The organism is Endozoicomonas sp. (assembly GCF_031844845.1).
In the GTDB taxonomy this organism is placed as follows: domain Bacteria; phylum Pseudomonadota; class Gammaproteobacteria; order Pseudomonadales; family Endozoicomonadaceae; genus Endozoicomonas.
This window is the reverse complement of record NZ_JAVRMB020000078.1, coordinates 1-8,474: the sequence shown is the minus strand read 5'-3', so window position 1 is coordinate 8,474 and position 8,474 is coordinate 1. Positions and strand designations below refer to the sequence as shown.

General features: G+C 47.7%; 10 protein-coding genes. 4 read left to right on the top strand and 6 right to left on the bottom strand.

Going from position 1 to position 8,474, the window contains the following annotated elements; translation table 11 throughout:
* The first annotated feature begins 372 nt into the window (after positions 1–372).
* On the top strand, positions 373–651 hold the full coding sequence (locus RM811_RS03590) for an AbrB/MazE/SpoVT family DNA-binding domain-containing protein (RefSeq protein ID WP_402520842.1): 279 nt from the start codon (positions 373–375) through the stop codon (positions 649–651).
* Positions 635–1,030 carry a PIN domain-containing protein gene (locus RM811_RS03585; protein WP_402520840.1) on the top strand — a complete coding sequence of 132 codons (396 nt, stop codon included), beginning with the start codon at positions 635–637 and terminating at the stop codon, positions 1,028–1,030. The genes RM811_RS03590 and RM811_RS03585 overlap by 17 nt, the downstream gene beginning before the upstream one ends.
* 62 nt (positions 1,031–1,092) lie before the next feature.
* On the opposite strand, the gene RM811_RS03580 is transcribed toward RM811_RS03585, so the two are convergent.
* The 5 genes from RM811_RS03580 to RM811_RS03560 all read right to left on the bottom strand — a co-directional run bounded on the left by RM811_RS03580 (position 1,093) and on the right by RM811_RS03560 (position 5,447).
* Positions 1,093–2,010 (bottom strand): hypothetical protein, encoded by a 918-nt coding sequence (locus tag RM811_RS03580; RefSeq protein WP_402520838.1) that lies wholly within the window; start codon positions 2,008–2,010, stop codon positions 1,093–1,095.
* Between the two features lie 121 nt (positions 2,011–2,131).
* A complete protein-coding gene (locus tag RM811_RS03575) occupies positions 2,132–3,229 on the bottom strand; it encodes an ABC transporter permease (RefSeq protein WP_402520836.1) in 1,098 nt (365 codons plus the stop codon).
* Positions 3,223–3,924 carry an ATP-binding cassette domain-containing protein gene (locus RM811_RS03570; protein ID WP_402520835.1) on the bottom strand — a complete coding sequence of 234 codons (702 nt, stop codon included), beginning with the start codon at positions 3,922–3,924 and terminating at the stop codon, positions 3,223–3,225. The genes RM811_RS03575 and RM811_RS03570 overlap by 7 nt, the downstream gene beginning before the upstream one ends.
* 15 nt (positions 3,925–3,939) lie before the next feature.
* Positions 3,940–4,971, bottom strand: coding sequence for a DUF2796 domain-containing protein (locus RM811_RS03565; protein ID WP_402520833.1), 1,032 nt, complete (start codon positions 4,969–4,971; stop codon positions 3,940–3,942).
* Entirely contained in the window at positions 4,968–5,447 is a 480-nt protein-coding gene (locus RM811_RS03560) for a RimK/LysX family protein (protein ID WP_402520831.1), read from the bottom strand. Before RM811_RS03560 ends, RM811_RS03565 begins: the two co-directional genes overlap by 4 nt.
* Positions 5,448–5,739: 292 nt before the next feature.
* On the opposite strand from RM811_RS03560, the gene cpsG reads away from it, so the two are divergent.
* Together cpsG and galU are read left to right on the top strand one after the other, a co-directional pair.
* The gene (cpsG, locus tag RM811_RS03555; RefSeq protein ID WP_402520829.1) at positions 5,740–7,119 is read left to right on the top strand and encodes a phosphomannomutase CpsG; all 1,380 of its coding nucleotides are present in this window, start codon (positions 5,740–5,742) and stop codon (positions 7,117–7,119) included.
* A gap of 65 nt (positions 7,120–7,184) precedes the next feature.
* Complete coding sequence (gene galU, locus RM811_RS03550) at positions 7,185–8,012, top strand: UTP--glucose-1-phosphate uridylyltransferase GalU (RefSeq protein WP_402520827.1); 828 nt, start codon at positions 7,185–7,187, stop codon at positions 8,010–8,012.
* Between the two features lie 130 nt (positions 8,013–8,142).
* On the opposite strand, the gene RM811_RS03545 is transcribed toward galU, so the two are convergent.
* Positions 8,143–8,474 (bottom strand): PIN domain-containing protein (locus tag RM811_RS03545; protein ID WP_402520825.1); only part of this gene is annotated, 332 nt, incomplete at its 5' end.

Sequence of the window (8,474 nt, the reverse complement as noted above, 5' to 3'; positions counted from 1 at the left end):
TTTTTCGGTAATGGTGGTTTTACCGGCATCGGGGTGGGAGATGATGGCAAATGTGCGTCTGGTGCTTACTTCTTGGGAGAGTCTGGGGTCTGACATATATCTTGGTTTCTGAATTTGTACACACCTTTGTACACATTTGGGGAGATGGTTGCCTGGTGTGTTGGGTAATAAATTGATCGCCATCCTATCCAACCTGACTATTATCATGCAAGCTTTCCACTTCATACCTGTGTTTACGGTTCCAGGGCAAAAGGAAACTTTCGTAATGGTTCGGATATTGATTTGACGCTTTTCAAATTGGCTCAGACGATACTTTAACAGACTGATTATCAGGTATTACCTTGAGTAATACTTTTTTTCAGGAGATCAGCCATGTCCGGCAGCTCTATCACCACCAAGGGGCAGGTGACCATACCCAGTAGCTTACGGGAAAAGTTTCAGTTGCAACCGGGGGATAAGGTACTTTTTTTAGAAAAAGACGGTGTGATTACCCTGATGCCCATGAAACAGGATATTACGCGGCTGGCCGGGTGCCTTGCTGACGATGTTGGTGGTCGCCAGGCATCCTTTGATGATATGGAGGCAGCTATTCGGGAAGGGGCGGTCAGGGGATGGAGTCAGGACGAGGAATCTGATGATGGAAGGAATTGATACAAATGTACTTGTTCGTTTTCTGGTCAAAGATGATCCACAGCAATACCAGCAGGCCTTATTGCTCCTGACAGAAATGCCAAAGATTTACCTCTCTCCCATTGTACTGGTGGAAATCGTTTGGGTGCTGAGCCACTTCTATCAGGTCAAACGAATGCGGCAATGTGAAATACTACAAGCATTGATGTACCAGCAGTGCTTTGTTACGGATAATCGGCAAGCGGTGCTGGATGCCCTGGGCGACTACGAAAAAGGCTATGACTTTGCGGATGCGATGACAGGTCACCATAACAGAAGCCATCAGTGTAAAGTCACCTGGACCTTTGACAGAAAAGCATCAAGGCTGGCAGCCTTTAGCCTGATTCAACCGGATCATTGACTGGTGTTGTTTTTTTGTATTTATTGTGATTTATGGGCCGACAATAAATGCCTGTTAATTCATTATCGATAGCCTGTCGATTTAAAATCCACCATTAGCTGAGCGGGTTTATGATACCAGCTGGAAAAGTCAAACCAGTCGGGGTAATAGGGTCTGGTTGCTAACTGGTAGTTCTGCTGGTTTTGTGGGGCTTGAATAATGCGTGATGAAATCGCACCCGCCTTTAAGCCATTGGTCACTGTGCGTTTGAAGTTAACGGTGATTTGCTCATGGGCCTCTGTGGATAACTCATCAAAGCGGCTAAATGTTACATCAATATCGACGGGGTAATCGACCACTCCCCACCAGTTTTCCTGGTCAACCAGCAAAAAGCGCCCTTGAGGGTTTTTCTGGTGATCAAACATTTCATGTTCTCTGGCATTGGCCATTGCATCTTCATTAAAAGCCAGGTCCGAGTAGCGTATTGGTCCGCCGTGTGCGGTTTTGTAGCCGGTAATTTTCCATGGTGAGTTTTCGGGAATCTCAATAGATGTCAGGCTGACGGCCCCTGTGTATGGCCATATTGCATGAGAGACTGAGTAAATAGCGGCTGCAGCGATCGCAACGACAGCGACGACAACAGCAGCGCCAATAAGGCCATCCGTAACCCGGTCGCTGAACGAAGAGTCACGGTGATTGGTATAGCCATATCCCCCCCAGAAGAATGGGACGTCCCACCAACCCCAGTGGCGATGATGGTGACTGTGATCAACGCGAACGCTGTTGGGGTTTCCTGAACCGGAAGGATGGTAGTAGCGATTCAGTTTAAGCTGGTAAAGCGCCATATGGCGGTAATCTATGGGTAAAGAGTAGTTGTGGCTTAATGACGTAGAGGCTGGTGGTTCACCCGCGTTCAGGTTGAGCTGGGGATGGCTGATAAGGATTGCCAGAAATAATTGCAAGGCTGTTTTTGATCGTTTTCTGATACTTCTTATGGACATTTTTTGATCCCGGGTGGAGGTTTTTCCGGCTACTCTGACCGGAAATAACGTCTTCCACCTTGATTGATTTAAATCCGAACGATTTATTTAGAATCAATTAGTCTCAAAAAGTTCCCTGATGTTAATTAATTATCCACTCTGTCAATAAAAATTCAGATGCCTGTGTTGATGTGAACTCACTGATTAGAAAACCCATTAGAAAAGCGGTTGAAATAATTAATAGTGGCTCAAGTGCTGCCATAAGGTGGATATATCGTTGATTCATTCCCAGTGTTCGATAAAGCACTATTTCCTGCTTTCTTTCCTGTAGATTACTGACTAATGCATAAAACAGAGTGAGCAGGCACAGCCCAATAGTGACCAGCGACATAAAGATCAGGCTTGCTGCTGCTCTATTAAGATAACCATTAAGCGTTTCCAACTCTTTGGCTGGCATGGCCACAGTGATTTTTAAATCTTGCTGAGCGGCTGATTGTTCCAGGGTTTTCTCCATGGCCAGAAGCGCCATACGATCTCTGAGCTTAATATCGATCAGGGATATATCATCAACGTTGCTCCAGCTGGTTGCGAAGCCCCTGGTATAGCTTTGTCTTGCTGCTTTTAAACCTTCAATGGAGACAAAAATCGTATCATCGTAATGAGTGTTTTGGCGCGGCAAAATATCGGCGATGGTCAGTGGTAATGGGTACTCTTGCTCCAGTCCTGGCTCGTTGCCATCGGCAATGGTGATCTGATCGTTGATCTTGTATCCCAGTCGTTTTTCGATGTTGACGCCGATAAATGCAGCTAATGGTTTTTCAGAGTTTTCCGGTTGTTGAATCAGTTGCTCAATGCCTTCGGTGCTCGTGCCAATAACGGGGATTCCCCGATGGGTTTCGCCATAGGCGTAAGGAATGGCGTACTCAATTTCGGGGTGGTTGCTCAGTTCATCCAGCAGGCTCAGGCTTATTGTCGGTGGTGGAGAACCCACATTAAACAGTGAAAACATGACCAGTGAGAGTGGCGGCGTGTCAGCACTGATGATCAGATCACTCTGGAGTGAGTAACGATCAATAGTAGTGACCAGTTGCTCCTTGATATTTTGAAACAGAAACAACAGGTAGAAGCCCATGGTCAGAACACACACCATGGTTAGCGTATTCTTTTTCCGGTAAGCCATGCTTTTCATCACATGGTGAAAAGTAATCTGTGTATTACTGAATCCGTTGACGTTTACCATAGCCTGGCTACCTGTTGGGAATGGTTGATTTCTGACATATCCAGACAGCGGTCAAACCCCGGGTATGGGGTATGGTCAACACAGATCAATGTTTGTTCATGCTCTTGAGCTGATTGTAAAAGCATGTCGTACATGGTTTTTCGAGCCAGTGGGTCAAGTGCTGTGGCCGCTTCATCAGCCAGAATAAGGGATGGGGTACCGATCAGGGCCCTGGCAATGGCTACCCGCTGCTGCTGGCCAATACTGAGCAGGCCGGTGCTTTGCCGCAGTAGCTCAGGATTTTCCATTTTGAGTGCTGCCATCAGCTGGTAGGCTTCATAATTGGCCGTGGTTTTTTGAGCGACCAGTCGTTGCTGGCGTCGTTCAGATAAACGGCAGGGGAGAAGAATGTTTTCCAGCGGATTAAGATAGGGAATCAGTGTTGGCTGCTGGAAGATATAACCAACCTCTCCAGCCCGGAATGTTTCCCGTTCAGATCTGGAAAGCTTGTCTACTCTCTGTCCAAGTACTTCAATCCTGCCACTGTCGGGTATGAGTAAACCGGCCAGCAGTTGCAGAAGAGTGGTTTTACCTGAGCCATTCAAGCCGGTAATCTGAAGGTGCTCACCTTTTTCTACGGTCAGCATGGGAATGGACAGGCAGTTCTGCTTTCCTTTGCTCAACTCCAGATTTTCTATTATCACCGCCTGGCTCATAGGTGCTTGCCTTCTTTAATTAAAAAGATTCATAAGAAAGTGAGTGAGGCCCCGCTTTTTCTGCAACTGGATGCGCTCCTGGTTATTACTTAGCTGCTGTTTGCTTTGCCAGTGATCACTGATCAACCAGACACTGGCGTGCTTTAAACCAGGCATTGCCTTGAAACCGTGAAATTGTAACCAGGTCAGGGATTCCGGGTTTTGACACTGATATTCCAGGTAACCGGTAATTTGTGGGTGTCCTGGATTTTGTCCTTTGATCTGCGGGTGTCCTGGGTTTTTGCCACCGATAATTTGTGGGTGCCCTGGATTTTTTCCTATCTGTGGGTGTCCTGGATTTTCTGTTGGATTTTGTCCACCGGTAATGTGTGGGTGTCCTGGATTTTCTGCTGGATTTTCTGGATGTCCTGAATTTTCTAGGTGTCCTGAATTTCCAGTAATCTGTGGGTGTCCTGAATTTCCTTCTGGATTTTGTCCTGGATTTTCACCACCGGTAATCTGTGGGTGTCCTGAATTTTTTGCTGGATTTTCTGGATGCCCTGGATTTTCTGCTGGATTTTCTGGATGTCCTGGATTTCCAGTAATCTGTGGGTGTCCTGAATTTCCTTCTGGATTTTGTCCTGGATTTTGTCCTGGATTTTCACCACCGGTAATCTGTGGGTGTCCTGAATTTCCTGCTGTAATCTGTGGGTGTCCTGAATTTTCTCCTGAATTTCCTACCGAATTTTCTATCAGAAACTGTTTTTGGGTTTGCTGGCATTGTGCATCTTCAGGGACGGTTATCAGCGGAGCAAACTGGTTCAAGTGGCTGATGAATGAATCAATGGATTGTTGGGTGATGGCTCTGGCAGCCTCTGGGTTCATAGAAAGGAACAGGCTCAGAGTTTCCTGCTGCAGATTAATATCCAACTGTATGGCTGCAGGTTCATAAGCCCGATGCAGCCTTTGTCTGGGAGCACTTTCTGCACTATGGGTAAATAGGGTGGTGAAAGTAATGATCAGCAAAAGGCTCGTGATTCCTTCTTTTACGCCTGGCAAAGCCCTCATTGACAATTTCCCTGCAGGAACTTCACCCCTGAATCAATCAGGGCCGTATCTTTCAGAAAGTTACGGCCAATCAGTAACTGCTGGGGGAAATTACTGCGACCAATCAGGGAAGTGTCCACAAAACGTATGATATTGCCCACCTTTATGGTATTGCGAACCACAGCCCGCTCACTGGGGGCTCCCTTATGGGTAATGATTCTGGCAACCCGGCTTACCGGCTGGTGCATGGCCGTTTTCTGGCCACTTTTTTTGTGAATGAACTCGTAGTGAACCCAGCGGGAACCATTACGCTTAACATGCATCCGGATATTTCGGGCATCCAGAGCCGTTGTGGTGGCACCACTATCGACCAGGGAGTCCACTTTCTGCTGGCTGATATTGACCAGTGTGGCCTTTTCCAGATAACCAAATAATGGGCGTCCTTCAGTGGTGCAGGACTGTCTGGCTTCTAAGCCAGAAAGAGAGAGAAATGACAATAAAACCAACGTAACCAGTCTCGAAACAAGTGGCCATCGTTGAGTGCTTTGGTGTGCGGTTGCCCTATCCATATGGCTTATATCAACATTATTCTGTTTAGCAGTTATCTCATTAGCTATCGGCGATAAAGAGAGGGGGTTGATACGTTTTCTTTATGGTAAGAATGCGACCGGTTGAGACTGTTTCGTCACTTATTTTAACGTCAGGTCGCAGTTTCTTCACAAGGACGTTTGTCTATCTTGTGGTATTCGTAGTTAAATACAGGCCTTTAATTTTCGCTGCGATTGAGAAATGAATAAGCTCCCCTGCTTTCAGGCGAACGATATCCGTGGCCGCCTTCCTGATGAACTCAATGAAGATATTGCCTATCGCATAGGCCGTGCTTATGGCGAGTATCTGAAGCCAAAAGAGGTAGTTGTAGGCGGTGATATTCGCCTGACCAGCGAAGCCCTTAAGCATGCATTGTCTGAAGGTCTCCGTGATGCGGGTGTGAATGTTCTGGATATCGGCCTGTCCGGTACAGAAGAAATCTACTTTGCCACGTTCCATATGGGTATTGATGGAGGTGTCCAGGTGACAGCCAGTCACAACCCTGTTGACTATAACGGCATGAAGCTTGTGAAGGCAGGATCTCAGCCCATCAGTGGCGATACAGGGTTGAGAGATATTCAGAGGCTGGCGGAAGAAAACCGATTCTCAGAGCCAGAGGCACAGCGGGGAAGTTATCAGGAAATCAGTGTTCAGGATGACTACGTCAGCCACCTTCTGACTTATATCCAGCCGGAAAGTCTCAAGCCAGTGAAACTGGTGGTCAATGCCGGTAATGGCGCCGCCGGGCATGTGATTGATGCTATTGAGCAGCGATTTCAGGCAGCGGGTGTCCCGGTAGAGTTTGTCAAAATCCACCATGAGCCTGATGGTAATTTCCCCCATGGTATCCCTAATCCATTATTGCCAGAATGTCGTCAGGCCACCACAGATGCTGTTCTGGAGCATAAGGCGGATATGGGGATTGCCTGGGATGGTGACTTTGATCGCTGTTTCCTGTTTGATGAACAGGGGCAGTTTATTGAAGGGTATTACATTGTCGGACTATTGGGGGAGGCCTTCCTTGCCAGCGATCCTGAAAAAATGGCCGGGGCAAAAATCATTCATGATCCAAGACTGACCTGGAACACCATTGATCAGGTAACAGCCGCCGGTGGTGAACCTGTCCTGTGTAAAACCGGTCATGCTTTTATCAAGGAGCGTATGCGTCAGGAAGATGCTGTTTATGGTGGTGAGATGAGTGCCCACCATTACTTCCGGGACTTCGCTTACTGTGACTCAGGCATGATTCCCTGGCTGCTGGTAGCAGAGCTGATGTCCAGAAAAGGGCAGCCCTTGTCAGCACTGGTTAGTGAGCGCATAGCGTTGTTCCCTTCTTCCGGTGAAATAAACAGTAAGCTGTCAGACCCTCAGGCAGCTATAGAGCTGGTATTGGCTCACTATCAGTCAGATGCGCTGGCAGTGGATACCACCGATGGTATCTCGCTGGATATGGGGCAGTGGCGGTTTAATCTTCGTCTTGCCAATACCGAGCCGGTGCTTCGTCTCAATGTGGAAAGCCGCGGGGATGAACCGCTGATGCAGGCAAAGACCTGTGAATTACTGAAACTGATTCGTGATTGATGTTTTCTTAGAGGCTGTTTTTCAGGCAGTCTCTTAATGACAGTTGGATAAATAAAGAGCCTTAAATGCTTAAAAAATGCCTTTTTCCAGCAGCGGGCTATGGAACCCGCTTCCTGCCCGCCACCAAGTCTATGCCCAAAGAGATGATGCCGATTGTCAGTAAACCGCTGATTGAGTATGGCGTTGAAGAAGCGATGCAGGCCGGTATGTCGGATATCTGTATTGTCACCGGCCGGGGTAAGCGTTCACTGGAAGATCACTTTGATGTGAATTACGAACTGGAACACCAGATTTCCGGTACGGACAAAGAAAGCCTGTTATCGGGCATTCGCAGTGTGATCGATCAATGTTCCTTCTCATATACCCGTCAGCGGGAGATGAAAGGTCTGGGCCATGCGGTACTGACCGGTCAGACGCTGATCGGCGATCAGGCATTTGGCATGGTGCTGGCGGATGACCTGTGCATTAATCTTGGTGGCCCGGGTGTTCTGGCACAGATGGCGCTGCTCTATAAGCAGTTTCGCTGCAGTATTGTTGCTGTGCAGGAAGTGCCAGAAGATGAAGTGCATAAATACGGTATTATCGCCGGTCAGCACATCTCTGAAGATCTGATCCGTGTTGAAAATATGGTGGAGAAGCCTTCCAAAGAAGATGCGCCCAGCAATCTGGCCATCATTGGTCGTTATATTTTGACTCCGGATATTTTCGATTTGATTCACGACACCCAGCCCGGTAAGGGCGGTGAGATTCAAATTACTGATGCGCTAATGGCTCAGGCGCAACGAGGCTGTGTGATGGCGTATAAATTCAAAGGTGAGCGCTTTGATTGCGGCAGTATTGAGGGCTTTGTAGAAGCAACCAATTACTGTTATGAACACATGTATTCAAAGTGAGAGGCAGGCTGCGGTAAGGTTTTGTCCTGAGATAATTCACCTGTTTTAATGAGCGTTGCCCGTATCCCGAAAAAGCCGATCCCGCTTTTGCTTTTGCGGGCAACGGGTGGCGAATAGCGGACAACGATCTTTAAGGCTCAGAGACTCCCGGAATTTGCTGTGCGGCTTTATCAAAAGTGTAAATACCTTCCAGCTTATCGCCCAGACACCATCGTGCTTTGTTAGCAATGAGTGCATCCGGGAAGTCAGCGCTTTTGGTTTTGCTGCCTGCTTTGATGGCTTTGGCTTGTCGGTAGTCCTGAAGTGCCCGCCAGACGGTTGGTCCATCTTCAAAACTCAGGTTTGGTTCGGCAAACAGTTTCTGGATGACTTCGACCAGTGCCGTTTTTTTCAGGTTGTATCTTTTGCCCCGTAGCGTCCACAGTGTTTCTACCAGAACCACGTCAGTGATTAACACTTTCC